We start from the raw sequence: 13,766 nt of genomic DNA on the forward strand, positions 1-13,766 counted from the left end.
CTATGTCAAACACCTACCGAGTCCAAAATCCGAAAACCAACGAGGTCGTCGAGACCTTCGAGACCATCAGCGACGCCGACCTCAAGCGCGCCCTCACCACAGCCGACGAGGCGTTTAGCACGTGGCGCGAGACGCCGCTCGAGGAGCGGGCCCAGATCCTGCGCAAGGTCGCATCGCTTTTCGACGCCCAACGCGACGAGCTTTCGAAGATCATCGCCGAGGAGATGGGCAAGTCCCTGCGCGAGGGCGACAACGAGGTCGACGACGTCGTCGACATCTTCGGCTACTACGCCGACCACGGCGCGGAGCTGCTCGCGGACGAGCCGCTAGAGACCGAGGGCGGTTCCGCCGTGATGCGCAAGGTACCGCTGGGTGTCATCGTCGGCGTGATGCCGTGGAATTACCCGTACTACCAGGTCGCGCGCTTTGCCGCGCCGACCCTTATGGCCGGCAACACCGTGCTGCTCAAGCACGCCGAGATCTGCGCGCGCTCGTCCCAGAAGATCCAGGAGATCCTCGAGGAAGCCGGCGCTCCCGCGGGCGTGTTCACCAACGTGTACGCCTCCCACGACCAGATCACCACGCTGATTGAGGACCCCCGCGTTCAGGGCGTCTCGCTCACCGGTTCCGAGGCAGCCGGCCGCGCCGTTGCCGCTACCGCCGGCAAGAACCTGAAGAAGAGCCTCCTCGAGCTCGGCGGCACCGACCCCTACATCATCCTCGACACCGACGACGTTGCCGCGGCGGCGAAGACCGCGTGGAAAAAGCGCATGAGCAACGTCGGTCAGGCCTGCACGTCCAACAAGCGCATCATCGTGATGGAAGATATCTACGACGATTTCGTCGCCGAGATGGTCCGCATTGCGGAGTCATTCGACCAAGGCGATCCGATGAACCCGCAGAAGGGCGAGTATTATCCGATGTCCTCGCGTGACGCCGCGGAGACCCTCGACGAGCAGGTGAAGAAAGCCGTCGAGGAAGGCGCGACCCTGCACACCGGCGGCGAGCTGGCCGAGGGCAGCGCTTACTACTCCCCGGCAGTCATCACCGGCATTCCCGTCGGCTCCGAGTCCTACTACGAGGAGTTCTTCGGCCCCGTGGCAGAGATCTACTCCGTGGCCGATGAGGAGGAGGCCATCAAACTTGCCAACGACTCCCAGTACGGCCTCGGCGGTGCGGTCTTCTCCACCGACGAAGAGCGTGCAAAGCGCGTGGCCAACCAGGTGGTTACCGGCATGATCCACGTCAACATCCCGCAGGCCCGCGGCGCCGAGCTGCCGTTCGGTGGCGTGAAGAACTCCGGTTTCGGCCGCGAGCTCGGCCCCCTGGGCATCGACGAGTTCGTCAACCGCCAGCGCTTCTTCGTCGCCGACGAGAGCTAAACTCCTCCACTAACCCGAATGCGCCCCACCTCAACCCGGCGGGGCGCATTTAGTGTTTTCGTGTCCACTCACTCGGACGCCTGAGCGAGACTGTCGGCCAATTCGTTGACTGTGAGGGAATCTGTATAGAGGGAGTCGTCGACAAGCACGCCGAACTCCTCCTCCGCGCGCACCGCAAGCTCGATCCGGTCGAGTGAGCTGATGCCCAGCTCGGCGAGCGTCTTTGCGGGGTCGACTTCGTCGCCGGTGATGCGGGAAACGAGGTCGATCAGCCGCGCCTCGAGGCTGCGGTCGGTCGGCTCCTCCGCCTCGAGGTTCAGTGCGCCCAGGTCCAGCCGTTGCGAAAGCTTCATGCACCCATATATACACTGGCAACATGCACCAACGGTTCGCAGCGGCGCGCACACTCCTTGCTTCTCGGCACCGCCTCCACTGCGGCATCTCTCATATTGGCCTGCAGTATGACCGCACTGGGACGGTCGAAAACGGCGACGTGAATGTGCGCTACTACGACCGCGGCCCCGAAGACGCGGAGCTGACCGTGCTCTACGTCCACGGTTTCAACATCTCCTCCGAGTCGTTCTACATGCAAGTCGCAGAGCTCGATGCCCTACCTGTGCGCCAGGTTCTACTTGATTACCGCGGGCACGGGCGCACGACGTTCGTCCATCCTGAGCAGTGCACCATCGACGACGCGGCTGATGATGTCTACGCGGTGGTGGAGCGGTTGGGCCTTCGCGGCCCCCTGATTATCGTCGGCCATTCACTCGGCGGACCCGTCTCACTGTCGCTAATGCGCCGCTACAACCTCAACGTCGCTGGGAGTGTGCAAATCTCGTCGACCGTAGAGCCTTTCGCGGTGCAAGGCTTGCCACAGATCTTGGCGGGCCCGATGGGAGATGTTCTGGAGGGAGTGCTAGACCACACTCCAGGCTTTGCGGAGGGTATCAGGAAGGCTGTTACCAGCATGATCGCTCCGTTCCTGGCCTTGGGGTTTTACTTCCGCCCCATGGATTTTGACCTCGTGCGTTTCCATGCCGACATGATTCAGAAGACGCCCCTGGCCACCTACGCTGGCTTCTTCGACGACTTGCTTGAGCACTCCGAGCTCGACGCCGCGGCAGTCCTCGCGGACATTCCCGGCTACATCCTGGTGGGGGAGCGCGATACCGTCGCGCCGGTCTCCCAGTCCGAGCGCCTCCACGACATCTGGCCCCGTGCGCACGTCCAGGTGCTGCCCGAAAGCGGACATATGCCTCCGCTAGACGCTCCCGGTGCCGTGAGTACGGCCATCATCCGGCTCGTCGACCGGTTGCTCAGCTAGATCAGAAGCCGCCTTAGACTCTTTCCGTACCGGCTGTGCCACCGAGGTCGAGTGGGAGCGACGAATGCGAATGGCACTTTCCGCGGCAGCGAACGATACCAGCGGCAGCATCAGAAGTGTGAGAGGGAGCACAAGAAAGAAAATCCAGAGCCCAGCTCCGGCGGCTTCCGCGCCGCTTAGGCCCCGCGTCTGATCGTTCAGTGTGGGCAATAACGCAGCGTTCGCACCGAAAGTCACACTGGCCGCGATCGCACCCGCGAGAGACCAGCGGCGCCCACCGTCTGCGTACTTCCACCCGAGGACGCCGGCGATGACGCAGAGCCCGAGCATCCCGAGCCCCAGTACGGTGCTGCCCAATGGAGTAATGAGCCACTGAGCCTGACTGGAGGCGAGGCGAGAAAAGACACCTAAAGCTAAGCTGACCAAGATCCCCGCGCCCAGTGAAAGCCCCGACGGTACAAGCAAACGTGAAATGGGAACTTCCTTGACGCTTAGCGCTCCATCGCCGCACCTAGGACGAAGATCAGCACCACGAGTGGGAACGTGAAAAATATACCCACCACTAGACAGAACCCTCCGCAACCGCCGATTTTTCACGGGAATCCCGCCACAGAGCGGCGATCGCGGCCGCAAAGAAGGACGCAAGCGGAACCCAGAACACGATCGCGGGAATGACTACGAACCACACAGAGAGCTCCGGTCCTACGGTCTCCGGGGTCGGCGTACTCCCGTATGCCTGGCTTAGCTTCAAAGAAGCTCCAAGAGCCGAGCCCAGCATCGTTGACGCCGCGATCGCCAACGCCAGGGACCAGGTCCTGCCCGCGCTAGTAAAGAACCAGCCGAGAATGGCCGATGCGCCAGCTCCGACGAGCGCGAACACGAAAAGCACTTCCGACGCGAACATATCACTCACGGCGGCGAGGTAATACAGCACCGCCCCCGCGATCAACGCGGAAACCGCGATGGAGATCCCGAGGAGTTTGAGATCGCCGCCCATTTTGGAGTAGCGCAGGAACGCGAACACCAAGGCAATTCCCGCTAGCACCATCGGGACGAGGGTGAGAGCGACGTAGACCTCACTACTCATCCGTGATTACTCATCCGCGTCGCCGTTGGGGTTCGGTTCCGTGGGGTCACTGATGTGCAGGTCCTTGGCGGCCTGCGCGGCAACCGGCATCTCGATCTTGCCCTCGTTGGCCAGGCCCATCAGTGCAGCGACGACCATCGACTCGGCATCGATGTTGAAGTAGCGTCGCGCCGCCTCGCGGGTGTCGGAGAAACCGAAGCCGTCGGCACCGAGCACGATGTACTGGCCAGGGACGTACGGGCGGATCTGCTCCTGCAGCGCCGTGGCGAAGTCGGAGGTGGCGACGTAGGGCCCCTCGGTCTGCTTGAGCGCAGTGGTGGCGAAGGGCTCGCCGACGTCCTCGCCCGGGTGCAGCAACTGCTGCTTGGCAAGCGCCGCCCCGTCCCGGGCGAGCTCGACCCAGGAGGTGACGGAGTAGACGGCCGCGCCGACGTCGTAACGCTCCTGCAAAATTTCCTGCGCCCGCAGCGCCTGCTGCATTCCCACACCGGAGGCGAGCAGCGAGACACGGTTGGTCTTCTCCGCGCCGCGATCAAACAGGTAGATGCCCTTGTGCAGCCCGTCGACATCGAGGTCGTCCGGACGCGCGGGCTGGTGCGTCGGCTGGTTGTACACGGTGATGTAGTACATGACGTTCTCGCCGCCGTCGGGCCCGTACATGCGCTCGATGCCCTTGGTGATGAGGTAGGGCATCTCGTAGGCGAACGCCGGGTCGTAGCAGGCAACCGCGGGGTTGGTCGACGCGAGCACGTGCGAGTGGCCGTCCATGTGCTGCAGGCCCTCGCCAAACAGCGTGGTGCGACCAGCGGTGGCGCCGATGATGAAACCGCGCGCGTGCTGGTCGCCGGCGGCCCAGAAGTTATCGCCCGTGCGCTGGAAGCCGAACATGGAGTAGAAGATGTACATTGGGATCATCGGCTCGCCGTGCGTCGCGTACGACGTGCCGGCCGCGATGAACGACGCCGAAGAGCCGTCCTCGTTGATGCCTTCGTGCAGGATCTGGCCGTCGGTGGCCTCGCGGTAGGACAGCTGCAGGTCGTGGTCGACCGGGGTGTAGTTCTGGCCCACCGGGTTGTAGATCTTCAGCGTCGGGAACCACGAGTCGAGGCCGAAGGTCCGGGCCTCGTCCGGGATGATCGGCACGAGGCGCTTGCCCAGCTCCCTATCGCGGGTCAGCGCCTTAAACGTGCGCACCAGCGCCATGGTCGAAGCAACCTGCTGCTTGCCGGAATCCTTGAAGCTGGCCTTGAACGTCTTCTCGAAGTCGGGCAGCTCAAGCGGGGTGTACGTCGTGCGGCGCTGCGGCAGGAACCCGCCGAGCTCCTCGCGGCGCTTCTTCAGGTACTTGATCTCGTCCGCATCCTCACCCGGGTGGTAGTAAGGCGGCAGGTAGGGGTCGCGCTCAAGATCCTCATCAGAAATCGGGATCTGCTGGGTGTCGCGGAAGAGCTTCAGGTCATCGAGCGTCAGGCTCTTCATCTGGTGGGTGGCGTTGCGGCCCTCGAAGCTGTGGCCGAGTCCGTAGCCCTTCACCGTGTGGGCCAGGATCACCGTCGGCTTGCCCTTGGTTTCCATCGCGCGCTTGTAGGCTGCGTAGACCTTGCGGTAGTCGTGGCCGCCGCGGCGCAGCGCCCAGATTTCGTCGTCCGTCATGTCCCCGACCAGCTTCGCGGTGCGCGGGTCGCGCCCGAAGAAGTGCTCGCGCACGTAGGCGCCGTCGTTGGCCTTGAACGTCTGGAAGTCGCCGTCGCGCGTGGAGTTCATGAGGTTGACCAGCGCGCCGTCCTCGTCCTTTTCAAACAGCGGGTCCCACTCGCGGCCCCAGGCAATCTTGATTACGTTCCATCCGGCGCCGATAAAGAAGGCCTCGAGCTCCTGGATGATCTGCCCGTTACCGCGCACGGGGCCGTCGAGACGCTGCAGGTTGCAGTTGATTACGAACGTTAGGTTGTCCAGCCCGTACAGCGGCGCCATCTGGATCAGGCCGCGCGATTCCGGCTCGTCCATCTCGCCGTCGCCTAGAAACGCCCACACGTGCTGCTCGCTGGTGTCCTTGATCCCGCGATCCTGCAGATACTTGTTGAATCGCGCCTGGTAGATCGCGTTCATCGGGCCGAGGCCCATGGACACGGTCGGGAATTCCCAGAACTCCGGCATGCCGTGGGGGTGCGGGTAGGCGGGCAGGCCGCCCTGCGGGCGGGAGTGCTCCTGGCGGAACCCGTCGAGGTCGTCTTCGCTCAGGCGGCCTTCGAGGAACGCGCGGGCGTAGATGCCGGGGGAGGCGTGGCCCTGGATGAAGATCTGGTCACCGCCGCCGGGGGCGTCCTTGCCGCGGAAGAAGTGGTTGAAGCCGACCTCGTAGAGCGCGGCCGCGGAGGCGTAGGTGGAGATGTGGCCACCCACCTTGATGCCCGGGCGCTGCGCGCGGTGCACCATGATCGCGGCGTTCCAGCGCATCCAGCGGCGGTAGCGCTTTTCCACCTTCTCATCACCGGGGAACTCCGGCTCGAGCTCGGTCGGAATGGTGTTGACGAAGTCCGTCGACGACAGCGCGGGCAGCGGCACGCGCTTGGCGGACGCGCGCTCCAAAAGGCGCAGCATGAGGTAGCGCGCACGTTCGGGGGAGGAGGACTCCAACAGCCCATCGAAGGAGTCCATCCACTCCTTCGTTTCCTCTGGGTCGTGATCGTGCAGGTACGAGGCGACTCCCTCGCGGATCAGTTCGATGTTCGAGTTGCTTGACTCGTCTGCGTACGGGTCACTTACGGGTTCCGTCCCGCGCGGGTTGTCGGCCACGTCAAACCTCCTGGTCACTTTTTGTGATTACGCCCCTGATCCTACCCGCGAAATTCCCCCGAGCATGGCGCAAAAGCGAGCGCAAGCGGGTACTCTGCGTGTATCTGGAAAAGGAACTAGAAGGAGGACTCGCAAGGTGGGCGCCCCTGGTGCTGTCAGTTACGCGGAACAGCTTGGAATTAGCGGCGATGTCATCGTCCAAGAAATCGGTTGGGACGAGGACGCCGACACAACTATCTCCGAGGACATCGAAGACGCCATCGGGCAGCCGCTTCTCGACGAGGACACCGACGAGCTGTGCGATGTCGTGCTTCTCTGGTTCCGCGCCTCAGACGGCGACCTCGTCGACTCGCTTGTCGACGCCGCCCGCAACCTCACCACCGGCGGCAAGATCTGGCTGCTCACCCCGGCTCCCCGCACACCCGGCGGCGTGCAGCCCGGCGAGGTGTCCGAGTCCGCCCAGCTTGCGGGCCTGGTGCAGACCAAGTCCGACCGCTTCGGCGACTGGCAGGGCGCCTGCCTCACCGGCGCGAGCATCAAGAAGTAGCTTTTGGCCCCCAGTCGCACCCGTGCTAGAGTGCTGGGGCACGCGCCGTTAGCTCAGCTGGAAGAGCAACTGGTTTACACCCAGTAGGTCGGGGGTTCGAGCCCCTCATGGCGCACAAAATCTGCCAAGCTCAGTCATTCGCTGACCGACGCTTCGAGCAGTGACAGTGATCTCGGCCTGGGGACCGGAGCGCAGGTTCAGATTGAGCCAGTTGTAGTTGTCGCGGGTTATTCCGCGATGAGCGCGGACCGTTGAGTCGCAGGTAGCTTCCGTGTTAGACATGGTGTCTGTGAGAGGACAGTGGTAAGCAGTGGCTCGCTGGCATCCCCTATGTGAGCCGCTACAGATTAAGCGAGCCCCTGGGGCCTTTGGAAACGAGTTTGATTCAGTGCAGCCAGCCACAACCAGTAAACGATGCCAAGTTTCGCGTTGTTGCCGACTCTAGGGTTTTCTGCTCCCGGAAATTGTGTTCCAGTGTGAGACAGCTCCGCTGTGCCTTCCTTCCCAAACGGAATCGAGTGTGAAAAGAGGCCCGATGTTCAAAATGCACAATTGTACGATTCCGCTGGCGGCGGCTTCAGCAATGGTTCTATCCGGATGCTCGAACGACATGGGACCAATGCAAGCTGATTCCGATCAGGTCACTGCCTCAGGAGGCAGTCCGGCACCTGAGGTTGCAGGTCGGGGTCCAGAAGATCCGATCCTTGGGACCGGTTCTGCAGACGGGCTCTGCGACGAATCGGTTGTGAAAATCGATCGCGGAAGGCCTACTGCAGACATTACGTACGTGGGGCAACCGGGAGATCGGGTGGAAATCACGTTAAAGAGAACCGCTGAATCGGAACCTCCTGTTGTTCAAAGTTTTGAAATGTCGCGCATGCAAACCGAGATGCAGCTGCCTACGGGTGTTCCCAACGAGACCATATCCGAATTACCGTCAAGGCTGATGGTCGAGTCGGTCAATCAAGAGAGTGCAGAATCGACGTTAGTTAGAGACAGGATGGATCGTCGGTGATCCCGGACACGGAGATGTCATCTGGGGGTCTCCTTCAACGGCTGTCTTACTGTCCCTGGGATGACGCACCGACTCCACTGAGCTCCCCTTCGAGGGAGTTCGTTACGTTGGCAGCTTCCTCCCCGGACCGCAGAAACACCGTCACCGAGTGCGCGTCGAGGTCGTCGTGGTCAAACGTCACGGCGGTCACGCCCGAGGGCACGATCGCGGCGATGAGGTCGAGCTCGGGACTTTCGTTAGTCAGGTCGTAGTCCATGTCGACAACGTCCCACTGCCCGACGCGCAGCCGTACGGATCCGGAGGTGTCGGAGCCAGGGTCTGCAAAGGCGACGCATTCCACAAGCTGCGTCCCGGTGGCGCTGCACAATTGCTCTGCGCACGTCTCAAGCTGGGCAAGTGTGGTGCGCGGCTCAGCGCAGGTATCGCACCAGACGTTGTCGAACAGCGGGGTGTCCTCCGGATCGCGGAGCCCGATGAGGGTGGCCAGGGGGCGGATGCGGAACGACCCCAGCTCGTCTAAGACCGCGTCCTCAATGTCGTCGGCCTCCACCTCGCTGGCGGGGCGCACGCCGACGCCGTTCAGTTGGAGCAGGGTTAATTCAACGAGCAGCTCATCGGATTCGGTCAAAGCGGTGTTCACAGCGGTCCCCTTACGCTAGCGTTCTTGCTCCCTATCGTAAGCCGAGGCCCAGGGGTTGCGCTTGGTGTGGCCGTAGCGCCCGCGCGGGGCGGGGGTGGACGCGGTGGTGGGGGCGTCGACAAGCAGCTCTTCTTGCTCCTGCTTGAAGCGCCGCCGCTCGCGCACCTCGGCCCACAGAAAGTAAATCAGGCCCGCCGGGGCCATGATGCCGAAGGCGATCCACTGCAGGCCGTAGGAGAGGTGGTTGCCGGTTTCCAGCATCGGCAGCGGGATGGGTTCAAGCACGCCGGACTCACCGGGGGAGAGCTGCAGGTACGACGGCGCGAGGTCGGCACCCGTGATCTCGGAGGCCTGCGCGGAGCTGATGGAGTACACCATCGCGTGGCCCTGGTCGAGTACGGGCGCTGAGGGGTGCGGGCCTTCGTCGAGACGCAAAAGCCCCGTGATGGTGACCTGGCTGGTGGGGGCGGGGTCGATGGGAGGCACGGTGGTGCCGCCGTCGGTGGCGGGGACCCAGCCGCGGTTGACCAGCATGGTTGGGCCGTTATCGATGCGAAACGGGGTGAGCACCTGGAAGGCGGGGGTTTTATCCACCGGACGCAGGCGCAGCAGAACCTCGTCCTCGGGTACGTAGCGGCCGGTCATGGTCACGCGCGACCACTCGTCTGCGGGCGCGACCTCGCCATCGGGGGCGACAGCCGAGTACGGGACCGGATCGTTGTCGAAGGCCTCGACGATGTGCTCGTTGCGCTCGACGAGGCGCTCGTTTTTGCCGAGCTGCCAGGGCGCGAGGAAGGTAAACGCGAAGTAGGAGAACAGCGCGATCAAAATAGCCGCGATCGCCCAACCGGGGGTGAGAAAAGTCTTCCTCATAGGCACCTAGTCTAGCTGGTCGCGCACCCATTCGATAATGCCGTCGGCGCTGGCCTCGATCTGCTCGCGCGTGGTGGTGAAGCCCTCCATGCCGCCGTAGTACGGGTCCTCGACGCCGGCGCCTTCGGGCGAGGCGGGGTCGAAGGAGCGGATCAGGCGGATTTTGTCCTCGTCCACTCCGCTGGCGACCAGTTCAGAGACGTGGCGCGGGTCGAGCGCGATAAACAGGTCCGCCCCCTGCTGCGCGGCGCCGAACTGCTGGGCGCGGTGGCGGGAGCCGTCGTAGCCGTTGGCCTCGAGTTCCTGCAGCGCGCGCTCGTCCGCGGGGTTGCCCACGTGCCATCCGCCGATGCCCGAGGAGCTGACGCGGACCCGGTCGCCGAGCCCGGTCCGTTCAAGCTTGTCGCGCACGATCACCTCCGCCATTGGGGAGCGGCAGATGTTGCCGGTGCAGACGAAGTCGATGTGGAGTGGGTCAGAAGCCATTGATAATGTCCTTTAACTCTTCCGCGGTGTGGGCGATGTAGGTGGCAAGGTCGTACTCTCGGGCATCAGCGTAGCCCCAAGTGACGGCCACGGAGGCAATATCGAAGTGCGCTGCCCCCTCGAAGTCGTGGTGGCGGTCCCCGATCATCAGCGGTTTTTCGGGTGAGACGTGATCCAGCACGTATTCGATCACATCGACTTTGCGCTTGCGTGGGCCGTGCTCCTGCGCGGCTCCGAGGAAGTCGATGTGTTGGTAGATTCCGGCGCGCTTAAGCGCCTTGCGCGCGAAGCCTTCGCCTTTCGACGTCGCCGTGACCACCTCGTAACCCTCGGCCTTCCACTCGGCAACGAGCTCAGCCATGCCATCGAACACAGTGAAGTTGCTCCACCCGTCGCCCGCCATGTAGTCGGAGTACGCCGCCATGGCGCGCGTGTTCTGCTCCGGGGTCATCCCGAGACTGGCGTACGTCTCCGTCATCGGCGGGCCGGGGATGCGCCGGATGAACTCCTCGCCGGGGTGCTCGAAGCCAACCGCGTCGAGGCCGATGAGGAAGCCCGTGCGGATGCCGGGGTAGGAGTCGATGAGGGTGCCGTCGACGTCGAGAAGCAAAGTGGTGCGCATGCCTTAAAGCATGGCAGCTTTGTAGGCTGGACGCATGAGCAAAACGACGGTGGCCGATGTTGTAGCAGCGCTGGAGGCGGCGTACCCGCCGGCGCTGGCCGAGGACTGGGACAAGGTGGGGCTGATCTGCGGCGACCCTGACGACGAGGTGTCCAATGTCGCCTTCGCCCTCGACTGCACCCTCGAGGTGGCGCAGCGCGCGGTGGAGATCGGCGCGCAGATGCTCGTCGTGCACCACCCCCTGTTGCTGCGCGGGGTGTCCTCGGTGGCCGCGAACACCCCGAAGGGCAAGGTCATCCACACGCTGCTGCGCGGCGGGGTCGCGCTCTTCGCGGCGCACACCAACGCGGATTCGGCGCGCCCGGGCGTGTCCGACCTGCTCGCCGAGCTCGTCGGCATCACCCCGGGCCGCCCGATCAAGCCGATTCGGCGCGGCAGAGTGGACAAGTGGGGCGTCAACGTGCCACCGGAGCACGCGGACAGTGTCATGGACGCGATGTTCGCAGCCGGCGCCGGGGCGATCGGCGACTACGAGCGCTGCTCCTTCCGTATCGACGGCACCGGCGGGTTCATCCCCCGCGCCGGCGCCAACCCGACCGAAGGCACGGTCGGTCAGCACTACTCGGCCCCCGAGGTCAAAGTCGAGTTCGTCGCGCCCTCGCGCTTGCGCACCTCGCTTATCGACGCCCTGCGCAACGCCCACCCCTACGAAGAACCCGCCTTCGACATCGTGGCAATCGCCGACGACACCCCGCTGGACCGCGCCCCCGGCCTGGGCCGGGTGGGCACCCTGCCCGAGCCGATTACGCTTCGTGAGTTCACACAGCAGGTCGCCGACGCGCTTCCGGAAACCGCCTGGGGCGTGCGCGCCGCGGGCGACCCGGAGCAGATGATGCGCACGGTGGCGGTGTCCTCCGGCTCCGGCGACGGCTTCCTTTCTGATGTCGCAGCGCTCGGCGTCGACGTCTACGTCACCTCGGACCTGCGCCACCACCCGGTGGACGAGCACCTGCGCGCCGGCGGGCCAGCGGTGATCGATACAGCGCACTGGGCCTCGGAGTTTCCGTGGACGACCCAGGCGAAAGGTATCGTTGACACTTTGGACGTTAACACCGAGATCATCCCCATCCGCACGGACCCGTGGACCGTCTCCGCCCACCCGCGAACTTAAGAAAGAAGGGCTACATTCGTGAACCTCTCTCCCGACAAGCAGATGGTGCTGCTCGAGCTTGCCGACGCCGACCGCGCCCAGCGCCACCCCACGCGCCTGAGTGCGGAGGAGAAGGAGCTCGCCGACCTCACCACGCAACGTGAGCGCCTCGCCTCCGCCGCGGCCGCGGCGCAGATGGCGGTGGACGACCTTGAGCTGGACATCCTGCGCATCCAGGAGGACGAGCGCAAGCTGAAGAAGCGCGACCTGGACAACAAGCGCCAGCTCACCGCAGAGACCGACCCGGAGCGCCGCAAGGACCTCGAGCACGACCGCTACGCGGCGAAATCCCGCCTGGCCGATCTGTACTACGAGCTCAAGGAGGCCCACGGTGAGGTCAAGGCGCTGCGCAACAACCGCGACATCCACGGCGCTCGCCTCGACGAGATGGACCGCAAGGTCGAGGCCGCCCGCCGTGCCGTCGACGCGCTTCCCCCGCGCGAGGTTGTCGATACCGACGCGCTGCGCGGCCAGCTCCCCGCCGAGCTGCTCTCGCTTTACGACGACGTCGGGGCGGCCGCCTTCAACGGCCGCACCTGCAACTCCTGCTTCATCACACTGCCGCAAGCAGAGCGCACCGAAGTCTTAAGCGCTGACGCCGACGAGGTGCCGCTGTGCCCCAACTGCGGCACGCTGCTCGTGCGCGTCTCGCCGGCGGGGGAGTAAGCGATGAAGGTCAGCGTGTACACCGACGGCGGCTCGCGCGGTAACCCCGGCGTGGCCGGGTCCGGGTCTGTTGTTTACGGCTCGGGTGGCGAGACGCTCGCGGAGGTGGCTTACGTTGTCGGGCAGAAATCCTCCAACAACGTCGCCGAATACCACGGTCTGCTGCGCGGTCTGGAGGCCGCGCGAGAGTTCGGCGCTACCGAGGTGGAGGTCTTTATGGACTCCAAGCTCGTGGTCGAGCAGATGTCTGGGCGCTGGAAAATCAAGCATCCCGACATGGCCGATCTCGCCCGCCAGGCCCGATCGCTGGCCGCCGGGTTTGCGTCGGTGACCTACACCTGGGTGCCGCGCGCGAAGAACAAAAAGGCCGACGAGCTGTCCAACGTGGCCATGGACGCCGCTGCCGCCGGGGCGAAGCCGGGCATCGTCGGGGCGAAAAAGGAGGCCAGCGCGCAGCACGAGGTCGCCAGCCCCGCGCACTGGTCGGGCACGAACGCGCCACGCACCCGGTTTATCCTGCTGCGCCACGGCCAGACCGCGCACTCCGCGGCCCGTCTGTACTCCGGCTCCTCCGATCCGGAGCTCACCGACATCGGACACGAGCAGGCCCAGCGCGCCGCTCGCGCCGTAACCGCGCTTGGCGGGGTCGACCTCATTGTCACCTCCCCGCAAACCCGCGCCCGGCAAACCGCCGATGCCTGCGGCGAAGCCCTGGGCATCACGGACGTGGTTGTCGACGAGCAGCTGCGCGAGATGGACTACGGCGAGTTCGATGGCCTGTCGCGCGAGGAGTGCATGGAGCGTTTTGCGGAGGAGTTTGACGTGTGGCAGGCGTCGTCAAGCAATGCTCCCCCCGGCGGGGAATCGCTCACCGCGCTGCATCGACGCATCACGAGGGCGCGCCTGGCGCTGCAGGAGAGGCACGAAGGTGCGACGATTCTGGTGGTCACGCACATGACGCCGATCAAGTCGATTATCCGCCAGGCACTCGGTGTGGGCGCGGAGGCGTTCAAGCACATCTATCTTGATCTGGCGAGTATTTCCGTAGTGGAATTCTATGGCGATTATGGGGTCGTACGCTGCGTAAACGATGTTGCGCACCACCGGTAGAGTATAGT

Annotated in this window: 13 protein-coding genes and 1 tRNA gene; 7 read left to right on the forward strand and 7 right to left on the reverse strand. The window is 64.4% G+C overall.

Annotation, left to right across the window (positions count from 1 at the left end; translation table 11 throughout):
- Positions 1–2 precede the first annotated feature (2 nt).
- Positions 3–1,382 carry an NAD-dependent succinate-semialdehyde dehydrogenase gene (locus E3227_RS07170; RefSeq protein ID WP_144318033.1) on the forward strand — a complete coding sequence of 460 codons (1,380 nt, stop codon included), beginning with the start codon at positions 3–5 and terminating at the stop codon, positions 1,380–1,382.
- A gap of 68 nt (positions 1,383–1,450) precedes the next feature.
- Here E3227_RS07170 and E3227_RS07175 read toward each other — a convergent pair whose 3' ends face one another.
- Positions 1,451–1,735, reverse strand: coding sequence for an acyl carrier protein (locus tag E3227_RS07175; protein ID WP_144318034.1), 285 nt, complete (start codon positions 1,733–1,735; stop codon positions 1,451–1,453).
- A 23-nt stretch (positions 1,736–1,758) separates the two neighbouring features.
- Between E3227_RS07175 and E3227_RS07180 the strand changes: the two genes are divergently transcribed.
- On the forward strand, positions 1,759–2,706 hold the full coding sequence (locus E3227_RS07180) for an alpha/beta fold hydrolase (protein ID WP_144318035.1): 948 nt from the start codon (positions 1,759–1,761) through the stop codon (positions 2,704–2,706).
- 562 nt (positions 2,707–3,268) lie between these two features.
- Here the strand turns inward: E3227_RS07180 and E3227_RS07185 are convergent.
- The gene (locus E3227_RS07185; protein ID WP_144318036.1) at positions 3,269–3,793 is read right to left on the reverse strand and encodes a hypothetical protein; all 525 of its coding nucleotides are present in this window, start codon (positions 3,791–3,793) and stop codon (positions 3,269–3,271) included.
- A 6-nt stretch (positions 3,794–3,799) separates the two neighbouring features.
- Positions 3,800–6,520, reverse strand: coding sequence for a pyruvate dehydrogenase (acetyl-transferring), homodimeric type (gene aceE / locus E3227_RS07190; protein WP_374058463.1), 2,721 nt, complete (start codon positions 6,518–6,520; stop codon positions 3,800–3,802).
- Between the two features lie 205 nt (positions 6,521–6,725).
- On the opposite strand from aceE, the gene E3227_RS07195 reads away from it, so the two are divergent.
- Positions 6,726–7,136: a DUF3052 domain-containing protein gene (locus tag E3227_RS07195; RefSeq protein ID WP_006839877.1), complete on the forward strand. Its 411-nt coding sequence runs from the start codon at positions 6,726–6,728 to the stop codon at positions 7,134–7,136.
- 42 nt (positions 7,137–7,178) lie between these two features.
- Positions 7,179–7,251, forward strand: a tRNA-Val gene (locus E3227_RS07200).
- 946 nt (positions 7,252–8,197) lie between these two features.
- Here E3227_RS07200 and E3227_RS07205 read toward each other — a convergent pair.
- The 4 genes from E3227_RS07205 to E3227_RS07220 are packed head-to-tail and all read right to left on the reverse strand — an operon-like array spanning position 8,198 to position 10,772.
- Entirely contained in the window at positions 8,198–8,791 is a 594-nt protein-coding gene (locus E3227_RS07205; RefSeq protein WP_144318038.1) for a hypothetical protein, read from the reverse strand.
- Positions 8,792–8,806: 15 nt separating this feature from the next.
- Positions 8,807–9,664 carry an SURF1 family cytochrome oxidase biogenesis protein gene (locus tag E3227_RS07210; RefSeq protein ID WP_136651444.1) on the reverse strand — a complete coding sequence of 286 codons (858 nt, stop codon included), beginning with the start codon at positions 9,662–9,664 and terminating at the stop codon, positions 8,807–8,809.
- Positions 9,665–9,670: 6 nt separating this feature from the next.
- Positions 9,671–10,150, reverse strand: a complete 480-nt coding sequence (locus E3227_RS07215) for a low molecular weight protein-tyrosine-phosphatase (protein WP_144318039.1) — start codon at positions 10,148–10,150, stop codon at positions 9,671–9,673.
- Positions 10,140–10,772: an HAD-IA family hydrolase gene (locus E3227_RS07220; RefSeq protein WP_136651446.1), complete on the reverse strand. Its 633-nt coding sequence runs from the start codon at positions 10,770–10,772 to the stop codon at positions 10,140–10,142. Before E3227_RS07220 ends, E3227_RS07215 begins: the two co-directional genes overlap by 11 nt.
- 34 nt (positions 10,773–10,806) lie before the next feature.
- On the opposite strand from E3227_RS07220, the gene E3227_RS07225 reads away from it, so the two are divergent.
- Genes E3227_RS07225 through E3227_RS07235 form a run of 3 tightly spaced genes read left to right on the forward strand, consistent with a single transcriptional unit; the run spans position 10,807 to position 13,758 of the window.
- Positions 10,807–11,943 carry a Nif3-like dinuclear metal center hexameric protein gene (locus tag E3227_RS07225; RefSeq protein ID WP_136651447.1) on the forward strand — a complete coding sequence of 379 codons (1,137 nt, stop codon included), beginning with the start codon at positions 10,807–10,809 and terminating at the stop codon, positions 11,941–11,943.
- An 18-nt stretch (positions 11,944–11,961) separates the two neighbouring features.
- Complete coding sequence (locus E3227_RS07230; RefSeq protein ID WP_170228652.1) at positions 11,962–12,648, forward strand: zinc ribbon domain-containing protein; 687 nt, start codon at positions 11,962–11,964, stop codon at positions 12,646–12,648.
- Between the two features lie 3 nt (positions 12,649–12,651).
- Positions 12,652–13,758, forward strand: a complete 1,107-nt coding sequence (locus E3227_RS07235) for a bifunctional RNase H/acid phosphatase (protein ID WP_144318040.1) — start codon at positions 12,652–12,654, stop codon at positions 13,756–13,758.
- Positions 13,759–13,766: the final 8 nt, after the last annotated feature.

The sequence above is a fragment of the Corynebacterium sanguinis genome (genome assembly GCF_007641235.1).
Classification (GTDB): domain Bacteria; phylum Actinomycetota; class Actinomycetes; order Mycobacteriales; family Mycobacteriaceae; genus Corynebacterium; species Corynebacterium sanguinis.